This window comes from Pseudomonas sp. PHC1, from assembly GCF_046487845.1.
Classification (GTDB): Bacteria; Pseudomonadota; Gammaproteobacteria; order Pseudomonadales; family Pseudomonadaceae; genus Aquipseudomonas; species Aquipseudomonas sputi.
This window is the reverse complement of record NZ_JBJXHJ010000001.1, coordinates 293,992-309,285: the sequence shown is the minus strand read 5'-3', so window position 1 is coordinate 309,285 and position 15,294 is coordinate 293,992. Positions and strand designations below refer to the sequence as shown.

The following is a 15,294-nucleotide window of genomic DNA, read 5'->3' as shown; positions in this document are numbered from 1 at the left end:
TCACGGCCAGCACCGCATCATTCAGTCACCTTTGGTTGAAAGATGTGTATGACATAGTGATGTCGTTTCCCCCCGAGAGACTGCTAGCATCGGACGCACTTGCATCCCGATCCGGCAACATCAGGTAGCCCATGCTCGAGACCACAGCACCGCCAAGGAAAGCACCGCTGGCCCCGCCACTGGACACGCGGCACCCGGTCGAAACGCCGGAAGGCATCGACCTGCCGCTGCGTCCCGCCGGCCTGATGGTGCGTGCCGTGGCGTTCACCATCGATCTGGGAGTGCGCGGGCTGATCCTGGGCCTGTTGCTCACGTTGCTGGCACTGCTCGGCAAACTCGGCATCGGCCTGGGCTCACTGCTGCTGTTTGTGGTGAGCTGGTGGTACATGGTGTTGTTCGAAGTGCTGCATCAGGGCCGTTCACCGGGCAAGCAATGGATGGGCCTGCGGGTAGTGCACGACGATGGCACGCCGGTCGGCTGGTCAGCCTCCCTGCTGCGCAACCTGCTGCGTTTTGTCGACCTGATGCCGTTCGGCTATTTCCTCGGTGCGATCAGTTGCCTGCAACACCCGACCTTCAAACGCCTTGGCGACATCGCTGCCGGCACGCTGGTGATCTACAGCGAACGCCCGCTCATGCGTCCGCAATTGCCCGATGCCGAACCCCGTCGTTCGCCGATCCCGCTGACCCTGACTGAACAACGTGCCCTGCTCGCTTTCGCCGAACGCCAGGGCGAACTGTCGACCGCGCGGGTCAATGAACTCGCGGCGTTGCTTGCTCAACCACTGCACATCAGCGCGCCGAAAGCCGTCGGTGAACTCAATGGCATCGCGCGCGGCCTGTTGGGGCCGACATGAAGCAAAGCCTTTTCGAATCCCGCCACAAGGCTGAATGGGAGCGTTTCACCCTCGCCCTCGAACGCCTGGAGCGCGGCAAGGACAGCACACAGATGGCAGAATTTCCCAAGGCCTATCGCCGCCTCTGCCAGCATCTGGCCCTGGCGCAGGAACGCGGTTACAGCAGTTTTCTGGTCGACTCCTTGCAACAGCAAGTGCTGCGCGGTCATCAACAGCTTTACCGTCATCGCAGCCAGCTCGGCGCTGACGTCCTCGGTTTCATCCTGGCCGGTTTTCCACAATTGGTGCGCGCCGAATGGCGTTTCGTGCTGACGGCCGCACTGCTGTTCTTCGGCAGCCTGATCGGTTTCGGGATGCTGGTGTATCTGAGTCCCGAATTGATCTACAACCTCATCCCCGCCGAGCAGGTGCGCGAGATGCAGAACACGTACGACCCGGTCGCCGGCCATCTCGGGCGTTCGGCCGAACGCGCGGCCAGCGAGGACTGGGTGATGTTCGGTTACTACATCATGCACAACATCGGCATTGCCTTTCAGACCTTCGCCAGCGGTTTGCTGCTGGGGGTGGGCAGTGGTTTTTTCCTGCTCTACAACGGGCTGATCATCGGCGCGGTGGCCGGGCATCTCAGCGAGATCGGCTTCGGCCAGACCTTCTGGTCGTTCGTGATCGGGCACGGTGCATTTGAACTCAGCGCGATCGTTCTGGCCGGTGCGGCGGGGCTGAAACTGGGCTGGGCGTTGATTGCACCCGGACATCTGACGCGAATCGAGGCCCTGCAAATGGCGGCCCGCCGGAGCATCCTGCTGATCTGTGGCGTGATGCTGTTTCTGTTGATTGCCGCATTTATCGAGGCCTACTGGTCGGCGCGCACCGGGGTTTCGCCGCCGACCAAATACCTGGTCGGCGCCGGGCTCTGGCTCGGCGTGGCGCTGTATCTGCTGTTCGCCGGAAGGACCCGCCATGCGCCTGAGTGACGCCAGCGTGGCGATCCGCCCGCGCACCACCTGGGAAGCCATGGACCTGGGCGTGCTCATGAGCCAGCAGCACCGGCACCTGCTGATGACCAGTTGGGCCCTCGTCACCCTGCCGCTGTTCGCGGCGCTCAGCCTGTTGTTGTGGGATGCGCCGTCGCTCGCCGTGTTCATCTTCTGGTGGCTGAAACCGGCCTACGAACGCTTGCCGCTGTACATCCTGTCCAAGGCGTTGTTCGGCGAAACACCCACCTTGAAACAGGCGTTGCGCCAATGGCCGCGCCTGCTCAAGCCACAGTTGCTGGCCAGCCTGACCTGGCGCCGGCTCAGCCTGAGTCGCAGCTTCCTGCTGCCCGTGCAGCAACTTGAAGGCCTCGACGGTACGGCGCGCCAGCAGCGTTTGCAGGTGCTGCTGCAACGCAATGCCGGCGCGGCCCAGTGGCTGACGGTCATCGGCGTTCATCTGGAAACGGCGCTGTGGATCGGCCTGATGGTGTTGTTCTATCTGCTTGTGCCGCAACAGGTCGAAACCGATTGGGACTGGCAAAGCCTGATTTTCGCGGCCGACTACGAATGGCGCTGGCTGGAGCATCTGACCAATGCGCTCTATGCACTGATCCTGGTGGTCTGGGAACCGGTGTATGTCGCCTGCGGATTCAGCCTGTATCTGAACCGCCGCACCGTCCTCGAAGCCTGGGACATCGAACTGGTGTTCCGCCGCTTGCGCCAGCGTTTGAACAGCAGCGCGATCGGCTTGCTGCTGGTGGTGTGTCTGCTGTTGCCGGGCGTGCCATCAGCCTGGGCCACCGAGCCGGCCACTACTCCGGATGCGCCCCGCCTCTTGAACCAGCCACTGACCAGCGAGGCATCACGCGACAGCATCAAGGCCTTGCTCGAACAACCGCCGTTCAAGAACAAGGAAACCGTCACCCGTTATCGCTTCGGCGAAGATCCCGCGGCTGCCGAAAAACCCAGGGAAGGCGAAGCTCCGCAATGGTTGAAAAGCCTGCTCGAATGGCTGGACGGCCGACACCTCGACGGCCTGGCCAAGGCGATCGAAGTCGTGCTGTGGGCCGCAGTGATCGCCGGACTCGGCTGGCTGGTCTGGCGTTATCGGGATTTTCTGCAAACGTTCGTCGGCCGCCGTCCGCGCTTGCCCGAAGCGAACAAAAGCCCCTTGCCGCAACAGGCCTTCGGCCTGGACCTGCAAAAGGAAAGCCTGCCCGATGACATCGCCGGCCACGCGGAACAGCTCTGGCAGACCGAACCGCGCGCAGCGTTGGGTCTGCTGTACCGGGCACTGCTCAGCCATCTGCTGCACGACTTCAACCTGACCCTCAAACCCGCCGACACCGAAAACGAAGTGCTGGCCCGGGTCGAACAGTTGCAGCGTCCGGAACTGCTCGCTTACAGCCGCCATCTCACGGGCCACTGGCAGAACATGGCGTATGGGCACCGAGTGCCGGCGGCGCATCTGCAACAGCAATTGTGTGATGGCTGGCGCGCCCTGTTCGGCCACGGAGCCGCCCGTTGAACCGGCGCGGGCTCTGGCTTCTGGGCGGCGCGCTGATCGTCGCCCTGCTCGCTGCGCTGGGCTTTTATCTGTACCTCAAGGCCACGCCTTACCAGGCCGAAGTCGATCACGGCCCTTCCCCCGCAGCACAAGCCAACCCTTATCTGGCGGCGGAGATGTTTCTGCGCGAGCGCGGGATCGACGTCAGTCATGCCGAAAGCCTTGCCGTGTTGCCTGAAATCGATCCGCGCCAGCAGACGCTGCTGATGTTCAACGACCGCTCGAAAATGACCCCGCGTCAGGTCGATCAGGTTCTGAACTGGGCTCGCGCGGGCGGACGGCTGGTGTTCGTCGCCGAGTCGATCTGGGATGAAAAGACCGGCCAGAGTAACGACCTGCTGCTCGATCGTGTGCAACTGCATCAGTCCTTCAGCAAGGATCTCAAGGATCCGCCACTGGATGCCGCCGCAGATCCCTACCCCAATCTGACCAAGCTCTATCTGGAAGACGAAGATGCCCCCGCCTACGCCGGGTTCGATACCGCGTTCCACCTCGACGACCCGAAAAACCTCGCCCAGGCCTGGGCCAACAGCGCCAAAGCCACGCACATGATGCAACTGCCCTATGGCAATGGTTCGATCACCGTGGTCACCGATGCGGACCTGTGGAAAACCCCGGCCATCGCGCAACACGACAATGCCTGGCTGCTCTGGTATCTGAGCGCCGACACGGCCGTGACCTTGCTGTACAACACCGGACACGACGGTCTGCCGACCTTGCTCTGGCGCTATTTTCCGCAAGCCATCGTCGCGCTGCTGGTGCTGATCGGTCTGTGGTTGTGGCATGTCGGCATGCGTCACGGCCCGGTGCAGAAGCCCGTTCCTATCGGTCGTCGTCAACTGATGGAGCACCTGCGCGCCAGCGCCGAATTCATTTCCCGTCACAACGGCCAGCACTCACTGCTGCAAGCGTTGCAGCAGGACGTCCTGCGCCGCGCCCGTCACCGTCATCCCGGTTTCGACCAACTGAATGTCGCCGAACAATGGCTGGTGCTGTCGCGCCTGACCCGCCAACCGACCCGTGCCATCAGCCAGGCCCTGAGCCCGGTACCGAAGCGGCGGATGTCCAGCGCCGAATTCTGCCGTCAGGTCGCCCACCTGCAAGCCTTGAGGAACACGCTATGACTGAACACATCGAACCCGGCTCGCTCAGCCACGCGGCCCAGCAACGCCAGCGCGCCAGCCAGTTGGCGCAAGCGGTGCGCGGCGAATTGCAGAAGGCGCTGATCGGCCAGAACCCGGTGATCGACGACGTGTTGACCGCGCTCATCGCCGGCGGTCATGTGCTGCTCGAAGGCGTTCCCGGGCTTGGCAAGACGCTGCTGGTTCGCGCCCTGGCCAAATGCTTCGGCGGCGAGTTCGCACGCATCCAGTTCACTCCGGACCTGATGCCCAGCGACATCACCGGCCACGCGGTCTACGACCTGCAGACCGAGCAGTTCAAATTGCGCAAAGGCCCATTGTTCACCCACCTGCTGCTGGCCGACGAAATCAACCGCGCCCCGGCCAAGACCCAAGCCGCGCTGCTCGAAGCGATGCAGGAACGTCAGGTCACCCTCGAAGGGCGAGCCTTGCCGATTGCTCAACCGTTCATGGTGCTCGCCACGCAAAACCCGATCGAACAGGAAGGCACTTATCCGCTGCCGGAAGCCGAACTCGACCGGTTCATGCTCAAGGTGCGCATGGATTACCCCGACGCCGACCAGGAGCTGGACATGGTGCGGCAGGTCAGCCGCTCGACCCGTGCCGACATGCTCGATGTGCAACCGCTGCGCACCGTACTGCAGGCCAAGGACGTGCAAGCCCTGCAACGCATCGCCAGCGATCTGCCGCTGGACGACCAGGTGCTCGATTACGCCGTGCGTCTGGCCCGCAGCACCCGCACCTGGCCGGGCCTGACCCTTGGCGCCGGGCCACGTGCCTCCATCGCACTGGTGCGCTGCGCCCGCGCCCGGGCCCTGTTGCGCGGTGGTGAATTCGTGATTCCGGACGACATCAAGGGCTGCGCACTGGCGGTGTTGCGCCATCGCGTACGCCTTGCGCCAGAGCTGGACATCGAAGGGCTGCAAGTCGATCAGGTGCTCCAGCAGCTACTGGACCAAGTACCGGCGCCGCGCCTGTGAAACCCTCGCGCCTGCTGCTGATCTGGTTGGCGGTCCTGCTGGCCATCGGCATTGTGCTGGGTGCATTGCAGGCGCTGGACGTCGAGGTGCCTTCGAGCCTGCTGTCGATCAACTGGGGATTGCTGCTGGCGATGTTCGTGTTGAGTCTGCTGGACGCGCTGCGTCTGAAGCGCCTGCCATCGCCGCGCGTACGTCGGCAAATGCCCGGCAGCCTGGCCCTCGGTCGCTGGAGCGAAACCCGGCTGGAAGTCGAACACGATTTCGCCCGGCCACTGGCCATTCAGCTCTTCGACCACATACCCGACGGCCTCAGCTACGAGAACCTGCCGCTTTCCACCGAGCTGCAACCCGGCCAGCGCAGCCTGATCGGCTATCGCCTGCGCCCGCTCAAGCGTGGCCATTTCACATTCCACGTCTGCGAACTCAATTTGCCCAGCCCATTCGGTTTGTGGTCCGGCAAACGGCTGCTGAACATCACCGACCACACCCGCGTCTACCCCGACTTCGCCCGCCTCTACGGCGGACAGTTGCTGGCCGTGGACAACTGGCTCAGCCAGCTCGGCGTGCGACAGCGCCAACGCCGTGGCCAGGGAATGGAATTTCATCAACTACGGGAGTTTCGCGAAGGCGACAGCCTGCGCCAGATCGACTGGAAAGCCACCGCCCGCCATCGCACGCCGATTGCCCGGGAATACGAAGATGAACGTGATCAGCAGATTGTTTTCATGCTCGATTGCGGGCGGCAGATGCGCAGTCAGGATGGGGAGCTTTCGCACTTTGATCATGCGTTGAATGCGTGTTTGCTGTTGAGTTATGTGGCGTTGAGGCAGGGGGATGCGGTGGGGTTGATGACCTTTGCCAGCGATCAGCCGCGCTACGTGGCGCCGATCAAAGGGACGGGGCAGCTCAAGGTGTTGCTCAACAGTGTTTACGATCTGGACAGCACGCACCGGCCTGCGGATTATCCGGCGGCGGTGAATCAGTTGCTGGCAAGGCAGAAGCGTCGGGCGCTGGTGGTGCTGGTGACCAATGTGCGGGATGAGGTTGATGAAGAACTGCTGAGCGCCGTGACTCAACTGGGCAAGCAGCACCGCGTACTTATCGCGAGCCTGTACGAAGAAAGGCTCGAAGACGTGCGACTTACACCGGTTCAATCGCTGACGGATGCACTGGCCTATTGCGCCATGGTGGATTACTTGAACGGCACGGCAAGACTCCATGAGCAATTGAGGACTCACGGAGTGCCGATCATTAATGCACAGCCCTCGGCGCTGGGCGCCGAATTGGTGACGCGATACCTGGCCTGGAAAAAAAGCGAGGCCTTGTGACTGCCAGATCAGCGATCCACAACAGGCACAGTCAAAGACTTGCTGACTGAACCACCACCGGCATTTGTCAGGGTGACCTGAAGAGAAACCTGCTCAGAGGTTGAAGTCGGCGACCAGGAATGCGAGTACTTGCCCTTGCTGTCAGTGCGTGCTTCCTGACTTGCCTGCCCATTTTTGGAAACGAAGATTTTCCTGTTCGCCATGGGTTGTCGGGACTCCGTTGCCACGATCAGCGCGGTTATTGTGGTGAATGTGTAGATGAGTACCGGACTGAACGAAGCCTTAATAGACTCGATATCCGCATGGTCAGGAGAATCAAGCGGATCAAGAACCTCATAACCCAGAGTCTTAGAGCCGGCGGAACCTTCCCGGACATAGGCCGCCAACTGATGAATACCCGTTTGCGCAGGCGTCAGCTCTATCAATGCCAGTCCATTTTCATTGGTCACGGACTCGCACGACTGAAGCGTCGGATAACGCCAAACCACCGTGACGCTTGGAGCAACGCCCCCGTGTCGCTCGTAAAGCACATGGGCTTGTGCCTTCATGGTCTCACCCAGCCAAAATCTGGTGTCGTCACTGGTCAGCTCTACGACGACCAATTCATCCTGCGGGGCTGACAACATCAACGACTTCACATTGCTACCGGCCAGACCACTTCGAACCGATGCGATCAATCGGGTTTCACCTGGCACCATCCAAAACCCAATCGTTGCCTTGCCTTGCGCATCGGTGAAGGTCGAAGGCAATGTTTGACTGCCCTGCCGCCAGGCCACCTCGATCCCTGACAGCGCCTTCCCACTGTGGGCCGAAACCACGAATGCATGTGCCGATACTTTTTGCCCGGGATAACCACTTGGCGAATCAACGACCAACTCCTCGATCCGGCAAGGTTCATTCATGAAATAGCGGAAGTTGACTGAAGCCGAATCAGTGCTGCCCGCAAGCGTAGCGGTGACGATACCTGGCCCCGCAACTCGAGGAACAAAGCTGATCCGCGCGACACCCCGATAGTTGGTGGAAGTCTCCCTTGTTTCTTGCTCCAGCAGTTTCCAGTGGATCGGCAAGCCTCTCATGGCCTTGCCGGTCGACACATGAGTTACGGTGACTTCAGCGCTCACTGTTGCTCCCCAATCAACCACCTCAAGAACACTACTGGTCGAGGTAATCCGGGCGACAAGGGCTCGACTTCCCAAAGACAGGTGCTGCACAGGAGATCGATCCAACAAATGAGAGGCAGCCACCTGGAGAGATATACCTGCATCCTTCACATCTGCATCCTTGAACTGAACATTCAGCCCCTGCTCATCCAACGCGTGGAATTCACCCAACGCCAAGTTGAACTCAAGCCCTCCTTCACTCGGACCTGGACTGACCAGACCAAGCGCCAAACGCTGATCGAGCAAGGGGCTGCCACTCCTGGCAAAAATGCGAAAATCGAACCCCTCTCCGCGCCTCGGAAAAAATGGCTTCTGTGCCCACTCATACTGCTCTGATTCATTGAGGGCTACACGCAGATCCAGCCACGGATCCTCTGCCAGGGCCTTGAGCTGCGTCCCGGCTTCGGCCGTTGATCCGTCGTAAAGATTCGAAGCAACCGCAGTAATGGGGCTTATACCTGCCTGACTCGGCAGGGCGTTGTGCTGCGCCCAGCCATCGGCTTCTGTCTGTATGGAAACAGGCTCGGCACTTCCGACTCGCACCGTGAGCTCTGCATTCTCTACGGGTTGATCCGTGAACGCCGAACCCAACCGAAACTCGACCCGAGCACGTTCGCCTTTGCTGATGACGGGATCGATGGCCGGACCACGCAAGGCCAGAATCTTGAGTTTGTTATGACCCAGCTTCAAATGAGTCTGCGTCGTCAGCGGCTCTCCATCGATCACAATGGTCGCGGTCTGAGTCATCTCGACACCGACAGTGCTGTCGGTAAAGTCCAGTTGCCTGCGCGCGCCACCTGCGGTCATGACGACATCTTCAGTCAGGGGCGGGTTGACCACCATCCCCGGCGCCAAGGGCGTGATGGCCAGTTTCACTGGCAGTCCATGCAATGCGCTGATCCCGTATGGCATGAGCTTGGACTGGTGAGTTCCCCAAATGCAGGGATACAAGGTGTCTTTACCCGGCTCAGCCGAAACATGATCGAGCATCGCTCGGATCTCTGTGGCGAGATCACTGTCCACCAGCCGAAAGGGAAACTCGCGCGTTTCCGTCAAATGGGAACTGCTGAACATCAAGGTTGCAAACCCACTGCGATCGGCGACTGAATTGATGTCCCACTCAAGACCGGAAGGGTCCATCACCCGGGCAACACCGGCTGCCGGACTCAACTGGAGTCCCGCTAAAGAGGGTGTATTCACGTTCCAGCCCAGAGCAATCGATTTGCCGATAAAGCTGCTCCCCGCAACGGGATCAATACGCAGTTTGTGCGCACTGCCACGCCGGCAAACCACGCCTTGAATCAGCCGGTCGACCGGTTTTCCGTCCAGAGAGAAGTTGACTTGCCCTTTCCATGCGCTGGTGGGCAATGTCTTGACGGCGAATGAATGCTCCTCCACTGGAGCATCCTCGTGGCGCTGTACTTGCGCGACGATAACGTAATCACCGGCACCGGTCGGCGTGTGATCGACACTCCCCCAACCATCCACACCCGTGAAGGACTTGACCGTACCGGTGGGTGTAACAAACCCTACCTCCACATTGCTGACCGGTTGTCCGTCGCTTCTTTGCACGTTCACCATGCACGTAACGACATCACCTTCGTCCACTACCGGCGACTTGCTCGGCCCCCAGGTGTCGCCGATCTCGACTCTGTTATACGCCAGCGACAGGGCATTGCCTGTCGATAAATGCTGCAACAAGGAACAACCGAGGACCCAGCCGAACAGGCCGTCGCGCTTGTCTTCGAAGTTCGTACTCCAGAGGACCGTACCGCCAACAACAGGTGCTGGAGTCCCGAAATCCGGTTGGGCGGTTGCGCCTACGTCCGCTTGAGAATCACCTTCTCCCCAGATCAGGAAAAACTCGGCGGCGCTCAGAGGATGCCCCGCAGGAATGTCCAGATTGACAGGGAATGACTCACCGCGCTCTGGATAGCGGGTTTTCGCCCCCCAGACGGCCGGTGCCCCGCCATCGAACCGAGCCTGCAAGGTTTTGAAAGGATCAGCAGCAAACGCCTGAACCTCGAAGGTACACGTCGCTTCGCCATTGCCGGACAAAGGACTGGCAACCGAGGCGGTAACCCTGCTCAGCCCCTCCTCGGTGGGAGTGTACTGGTACGTCGCACGACCTTGCGCATCGGTGGGTGCCTGGTGCAGAACCTTTGCTGCTTCCCCCTCTATCCGCCAGACCACCTCCCTCGCTACCGGTGCGTGGGTATAGAAGGATCTGACCTGAACCTGCAGCTCCACCGATTGTTTGTACTCGATGACCGGGGACGTCTCGGCCTGTTTGAGCGCGAGCAGCTCCAAGCGATGATGCCCCCAGGAAACCAACAGCGGATACGCTGGCGCCGAGTACTTGCTGTAAATCTTCGCCTCCAGGTCACGAGGCCCTTCGCCTGGCACGTCTGGAGAATCCACTGACCATTCCAGATTAATGAGTTGAGGTTTTCCCAACTCGGGCTCAGTGGTAATGGCCTCCTGCGGGTTATCTTCAAACCACAGGCTGGCCTCAAGATTATTCCAGACACTCTCAGGATCAACCGCAAAAGAAACTGTGTGATGTTGATCTCCGGTAGCGCCCAGGCAGATCGGCAGGACGCTGCCCGCGTCGAAACGATTGCCATCAATGAGAACGGCCAACAGCCCCAGCGCCGGAAGATTCAGATTTATCTCTATCCCGGTCAGACGAATTTCCGCAGAGCCAGGGTCGCCCGCATCCCTTGCCGGGCTCCTCAAATTGATCTCCAGCTCCTCACCCGCTTGTAAACCCAGACTGTCCGGCAAATCCTTGCGCATCTCGGTCAGATCAACCGCCAAAAGATCGGCGCCCCGCCCCCCAGCCTTCGCGGGCAATTCGATTTCAAACTTTTCGTCACTCCCCCTTTTATTGACCACCACTAGCCCGGACGATGACGAATAGGTGTTCTCGTACAGAAAACGCAGGCTATAACGGGTCTGCGCCTGTTGTCCGATCGGCACGATCATACTTTGCCGAACCTGCGCGCGGTGGGTCAGTGTCATGAGCGATAGGGTTTTGCCTTCCCATTCGTCATCCCGGATAACGACACCCCCCGGATTGTTCACATCCTCCCAGTGGGCATAGCCCTCGGTAAATTCGCCGTTCTTCACGAAGTTGTGATTCGTGTCGATGCCTCTCTCGCTCATGATTGCGTCCTCTTGGTCTCGACCTTGCGCTCAGCCTCGTTTACCAGATCCTGTACTTTTCTGGAAAAAGCCAGATCCCCGACCTTGGCGGTGTAGAACACCTTGATCACGATATCGGTCAGCGATGACAGCATCGGCCCTTGCTTCAAGTGCCAGGGAAATACGATTTGCCAGCGTGAGACGGCACCGGTGTTTTCGAACGGCAGCGTCATGCCTTCGTCAGCCCTGAGAGAAACCAGACCGGTGTCATCCAGCCCGGAGGACAGGGAAACCTGCTGCCCACTGCTCAGATTGATCAGCACATCGACAGGTGCAACGCCCTCACCGGAGTGCAGATACTCCAGCGATTCGGTCGACGGTTTTGTGGCGATATAGCTGCCGACCTGTATCAGGTTCGCCACCACATTTTCGAAGGGGCCGGTGAGTATGGGCAGACTGACTTCAACGCGTGAAATCTGGCGGCAGTAATGATCGTGGTAATCGCGGTCGAACAGCAGCTGAATCAGCTCGAAATCCAGTAAGCCCGTTGCCAGCAATTGCTCACGCGCGTCAGCCCAGTTGTCATAACCCTTTATCCGGGTCGCCGGATCATCGAACAGCCGTTGCAGCGAAACGGTCTTGACGATCTCCTGGCGTCGCTCCCGACGTTGCAAATATTCCGACCGCATTCGCAACAGACTGGCCAGTAATGTCGCGCCGGCCGTCAAGCCGCGCCGCTGGTCGCGCCAGACATCGGTGTCCAGTTGATAGTTCTCGAACTCACAGGTTTCCGCTCGCAAGGCTGCCTGAGCGCTCAGGCACAGTGCAACAGCGGCGTCATACGCCTGAAAGTGCAACGTCTGCAGTTGCCCCATCAGCCACTGGTAAAGCTCCAGATTGGTCGCCCGGGTCTGCAGGAACTCGAACAGTTTGAGCGCCTGGCTATTCACGGCCAAGGTGTGTTCCAGATTGATCCTTGCTGCTTTGATGGCCCGTTCCTGGCCCGCAATCTGGGCACTGATCGCATTTTTTTCAGCAGTGGCCTGATTACGCAGCAGCCGCCATTCCTCTCGGCGACGACGGTAGCTTTCGGAGGTGGCGGTCTTGTCGGCACTGGCGCGCAACGCGTCTGCATAGATCTGAAAACCAAACCCCACAGCGCTTAACAGGTGACCTGGCTGAGCACCGCCACTGGCCGTTCCGAAAATGTTGGGAAACGCATGGAGGACCGCCGCCCCTGCTTGATATCCGGTGGCTAAAGAATTGACGGCTGAAGCAGATTCAACATTCACCAAGACGCTGTACTCACCTGGAGAAATATGTTTTTCGTACAGGTCGGTGTAATGCAGCTCACGCTCTTCGGCCATGGTTCTGCTGTGCTGCAGCGCCGTAAGGCTCTCGACCTCACGTGCGATGGATTCTTCCTGTGCCCGACGAGCGAATTCGCCCAGCTCGGTCAAATGGCGTTGCTGCAACATCTCCTGCTGGACACGATCCTGATTTTCAAGCAGACGCTGTACTTCGTTCCCCAACTCCTGCAAGTGCTGCACCATCTGCAACGCTGCATCGAACAGTACGTTCCAGCGATAGGCCGCCACTCGCAACTGCCCGCCCATCGGTCGCACCGGTCCCGCGTTACCGGCTGCCAGGCGGCTCAACAACTCATCTGGATCCATGGCGGTAAAAAGAGGGATAGATGCAAGCTTGCCGTCGATTGTCCGACCATGACGAATGTTGTCGATACGCTCATCAGGCAGCTCGAAGAACCTCAGCAAACGCGGACTGACCGGTATCTTGAAAGAAGACGTGCCGTAGACACCCAACTGCTGAGTACGCGCAGCCCTGAGCGGCAAACCCTCTTCCGGCAGTTGCAGCGTCTTTTCAAAATCCGCGAGGGCCGATCGGGTCTGTATCTCTCCCACGAGCTCGCCAAGCTCCTTTGCCTTCCAGCTATTGATGCTGCGCGTATCCGGTCTGGCGCCCATCAGCGATCTGGCCCGGACATATTGCAGTTTGGCAGCCGTCAGGCTGTCTCGTGTCATCTGGCGATAGAGCCAGTCGCCCCAGGCGATGAGGTTGTTCACGTAGTCGAGGAAAATCACTATCTGGTAATGCCGTGGCGATGAATAGGCAATGGCATCCGGATCCCCCGGTGCGAAGACTTCATAGGCGATGTCGGGCTTTTTCACATTCAGAGGCCGGCAATGCCAGTATTGCGGTCTTTCCGGGGTATCGTCCTGGGCCGGTTTCTTGGGCGCCTGCGGCTCGAATATAAAATGCAGCCAGCGTTGGGCCGCCTCAAAACGGTTCTCGTCGCGCAGCCGGGCGGCAATCAGGTGCGGCAGGTGAAAAAACAGCTCCCAAAAAAACAGACCGTTGGCGCCATCGAACGGACCGTTCGGCTCGACCTGGTTCTCGGGCAAAGGCGGCTCCTTCGGAAACTGCGTCGCCCAGTCAAGCAACGCGCTGATCGACACACTGGAACGCAGCACCAGGTCGTGACCGATCAACGTATTGAGCCGGACGTATTTCAACTTCAAAACGGTTGCCGGTTGGTTGAAGGCCAGAAACTGGGCGCCGCGCGCATCGGTATCATGGATATACGGCAATGGTCCATGATCCCCGAGCACCGCGGGAACCGTCAGGACGAGGGTTCGTTCACCGTAGCTGGCGCCATTGCCGGTTCCCGTCAACTTCACGGTGATCGTGCTGCCATTGAATGCCGGTCGCCGTACTTCTTGCCATTTCGTAGCCCATCCTCCAGCGGTTGAGTAATGGGCCTGGTCCGGCGCAGGATCCCCACCCGCGGTAGATTGAATGGCCAATGTGAACTCTACGTCTGTGCCACTGCCAAGCGAGACATGAGCGCAATACCCCTGAACCCAGAGCGAGTATTGAGTGTCGCCACGCACGATATAAGCCTTGATCCCCAGGTACTCGGCCAGCGCGCCGGTCCTGGTGATCTGGCTGTCAACGGCCGGAAACCACTTCGGCTGCATTTTTTGCTGAAGCGTACGACGATCGACCAACAAGTGATTGGCCAGGTAATCCATGACCGCCGTTTCATCCTTCACTTTGCGAAACAGCGAGTCCCGGGTTTCATAAATCGCGACAGACCGCGCTGACGACGCCGGTGCCATGGGCTCGGCATTGGTCACATGCACCGCCAGCCGCCCCTTGGGATACAGGGTATCGATCTCGTCGCGCAAAATGACCGCAATCAACCGGCACCCCTTCGATACGTCCTTGTCCGTCTGCAGCAGATGCAAGCGAATGGGTGGCGACCAGCTGTCGTCCAGCGCGATGAACGCCACCATGACCTCCAGCTCGTGAGGGCGATGCACCCCACCTGCTTTATCGAAAAGACCCGGACGCCATTGGACCCAGACCATGCACGGCCGGCCTTCCCAAAAGACCATCCGACAGTCCAGCACGGTGTCATCTGTGGGGATGTCGGCAGACTTCCACTCTTGCCATGCCGTCGGGTTGACCGAGGGCGAGTCGACCGCGAGTTCGATCTTCGCTTGTCGCCAGAACCAGCCATAAGGTGCAACGCGTTGCTTGCCCACCAGGTAATAACGGGTGTTCAGCGGATTGGTGCCATCCAGATAACCGGTCAAGACGTTCAGATTGCAGGTTTCTTCAAAGCTGCGCAGGTAACGTTGTGCCCCCTTGAGCACAGAATCGTCAGTGATCGAGGTCTGATTCACATAACTCTCAAGGTCCCTGAACAACCCGGTTTTACGGATACGCACATAAGGCGTGATGTAATCTTCAGGTGTGCACAACAGCAACATCATTGCAGACCACGGCCCGTAACTGCCGGCCAACTCCCACTCCTCCAGAAGGTCGGGATCGAACTCCCGCCCGTCGTACCCCGGTTCGAGCTTCTGGAACACCGCATGAATGTAGGCCTGCAAACAGCTCACGGCCTCCGCTACCCACGAGGTTTCAATCTCATCGCTGTCCAGCGGGTCGGAACGCAACCATTCCCAGAGGTCATCCGCCGATTGGGTAGTCATCGGAAAGAGATAGCCGGCCTTGTCATGCTTTGCGTGAAGGCAGAAATCGATCAACGCGTTACGGCGCTGGGCTGACAGCTCACCTGAAAGTTTGTTGAGCATCACCGTCTCCTG

8 protein-coding genes are annotated in these 15,294 nt (G+C 59.7%); 6 read left to right on the top strand and 2 right to left on the bottom strand.

What is annotated here, in order from left to right; all coding sequences use genetic code 11:
* Positions 1 to 131: 131 nt before the first annotated feature.
* The 6 genes from ACKJSM_RS01325 to ACKJSM_RS01300 are packed head-to-tail and all read left to right on the top strand — an operon-like array spanning position 132 to position 6,851.
* Entirely contained in the window at positions 132 to 857 is a 726-nt protein-coding gene (locus ACKJSM_RS01325) for an RDD family protein (protein WP_236182633.1), read from the top strand.
* Positions 854 to 1,831 (top strand): stage II sporulation protein M, encoded by a 978-nt coding sequence (locus ACKJSM_RS01320; protein ID WP_236182632.1) that lies wholly within the window; start codon positions 854 to 856, stop codon positions 1,829 to 1,831. Before ACKJSM_RS01325 ends, ACKJSM_RS01320 begins: the two co-directional genes overlap by 4 nt.
* The gene (locus ACKJSM_RS01315) at positions 1,818 to 3,362 is read left to right on the top strand and encodes a DUF4129 domain-containing protein (protein WP_410236461.1); all 1,545 of its coding nucleotides are present in this window, start codon (positions 1,818 to 1,820) and stop codon (positions 3,360 to 3,362) included. Before ACKJSM_RS01320 ends, ACKJSM_RS01315 begins: the two co-directional genes overlap by 14 nt.
* Positions 3,359 to 4,525: a DUF4350 domain-containing protein gene (locus ACKJSM_RS01310; RefSeq protein ID WP_410236460.1), complete on the top strand. Its 1,167-nt coding sequence runs from the start codon at positions 3,359 to 3,361 to the stop codon at positions 4,523 to 4,525. Before ACKJSM_RS01315 ends, ACKJSM_RS01310 begins: the two co-directional genes overlap by 4 nt.
* Entirely contained in the window at positions 4,522 to 5,523 is a 1,002-nt protein-coding gene (locus tag ACKJSM_RS01305; protein ID WP_236182629.1) for an AAA family ATPase, read from the top strand. Before ACKJSM_RS01310 ends, ACKJSM_RS01305 begins: the two co-directional genes overlap by 4 nt.
* Positions 5,520 to 6,851, top strand: coding sequence for a DUF58 domain-containing protein (locus ACKJSM_RS01300; protein WP_410236459.1), 1,332 nt, complete (start codon positions 5,520 to 5,522; stop codon positions 6,849 to 6,851). The genes ACKJSM_RS01305 and ACKJSM_RS01300 overlap by 4 nt, the downstream gene beginning before the upstream one ends.
* Before the next feature lie 8 nt (positions 6,852 to 6,859).
* Here the strand turns inward: ACKJSM_RS01300 and ACKJSM_RS01295 are convergent, their stop codons facing one another.
* Together ACKJSM_RS01295 and ACKJSM_RS01290 are read right to left on the bottom strand one after the other, a co-directional pair.
* Positions 6,860 to 11,179, bottom strand: coding sequence for a hypothetical protein (locus ACKJSM_RS01295; protein WP_410236458.1), 4,320 nt, complete (start codon positions 11,177 to 11,179; stop codon positions 6,860 to 6,862).
* On the bottom strand, positions 11,176 to 15,282 hold the full coding sequence (locus tag ACKJSM_RS01290; protein WP_410236457.1) for a neuraminidase-like domain-containing protein: 4,107 nt from the start codon (positions 15,280 to 15,282) through the stop codon (positions 11,176 to 11,178). The genes ACKJSM_RS01295 and ACKJSM_RS01290 overlap by 4 nt, the downstream gene beginning before the upstream one ends.
* Between the last annotated feature and the right edge of the window lie 12 nt (positions 15,283 to 15,294).

What these genes read in the sequence shown, in the direction of transcription:
- ACKJSM_RS01320 (WP_236182632.1), top strand. Translation starts at nt 854, where the DNA reads ATGAAGCAAAGCCTTTTCGAATCCCGCCACAAGGCTGAATGGGAGCGT.
- ACKJSM_RS01290 (WP_410236457.1), bottom strand. Translation starts at nt 15,282, where the DNA reads ATGCTCAACAAACTTTCAGGTGAGCTGTCAGCCCAGCGCCGTAACGCG.
- ACKJSM_RS01315 (WP_410236461.1), top strand. Translation starts at nt 1,818, where the DNA reads ATGCGCCTGAGTGACGCCAGCGTGGCGATCCGCCCGCGCACCACCTGG.
- ACKJSM_RS01305 (WP_236182629.1), top strand. Translation starts at nt 4,522, where the DNA reads ATGACTGAACACATCGAACCCGGCTCGCTCAGCCACGCGGCCCAGCAA.
- ACKJSM_RS01325 (WP_236182633.1), top strand. Translation starts at nt 132, where the DNA reads ATGCTCGAGACCACAGCACCGCCAAGGAAAGCACCGCTGGCCCCGCCA.
- ACKJSM_RS01295 (WP_410236458.1), bottom strand. Translation starts at nt 11,179, where the DNA reads ATGAGCGAGAGAGGCATCGACACGAATCACAACTTCGTGAAGAACGGC.